The following is a 610-nucleotide window of genomic DNA, read 5'->3' as shown; positions in this document are numbered from 1 at the left end:
TCGATCTGGGTCTGCAACTCGGCCAGTTCTGCCAGACGCCGATCTGGTGGGGCATGGATGATCCTGACGTCCGACGTGCAGGCCGCAATCAAGGCCGCATCGATCTTGTCGTTCTTCGCCAGCCTCAGATGAAAGCGCCCATAGGCGCGCACCTGCGCAGGCTGGAACACGACGACCACGAAACGGCCCTGCCGCAGCCGCCGGACGACCGTTTGCTCGTAGCCGCCAGTGGCTTCGATTCCGATCCGTTTGACCCGATGCTGGCGCAACCAGACGAACAACTCCTCGTGCCCCTCGGCCGTATTGGCCACCTGCAACCGTTCCGGCCTTCCATGCAGCGCCACATCGAGCTTGTGCTTGCCAGTATCGATGCCGGCGCAAATTATGCTACGCTTGCTCATCTTCTCGATCCTCCCTTGAATGCGAGCCTGATGCTCATTCAACAATGCGGGCCTCGACGAAGATGCCGATCGTGATCCTGCTACGAAGATCAGCTCACAATGCTTCGATGGGTTACGATCCAACGATCGGCGGCCCGGTCCGGGTGGCCACCCAGGCCGGGCCATTCCTCGCGGAACACTCACACCTTAGCAGGTCGTGCTGATACAAG

At 60.7% G+C, this 610-nt stretch carries 1 protein-coding gene; it reads right to left on the bottom strand.

Going from position 1 to position 610, the window contains the following annotated elements; genetic code table 11:
- A partial coding sequence (locus ACSQ84_RS35955; RefSeq protein ID WP_436216501.1) for an IS110 family transposase occupies positions 1-446 on the bottom strand: 446 nt, incomplete at its 3' end.
- Positions 447-610: the final 164 nt, after the last annotated feature.

The organism is Bradyrhizobium sp. LjRoot220 (assembly GCF_964252915.1).
GTDB lineage: Bacteria > Pseudomonadota > Alphaproteobacteria > Rhizobiales > Xanthobacteraceae > Bradyrhizobium.
Note: the sequence above shows the minus strand (reverse complement) of the source record. Positions and strands in the feature narration are given on the sequence as shown.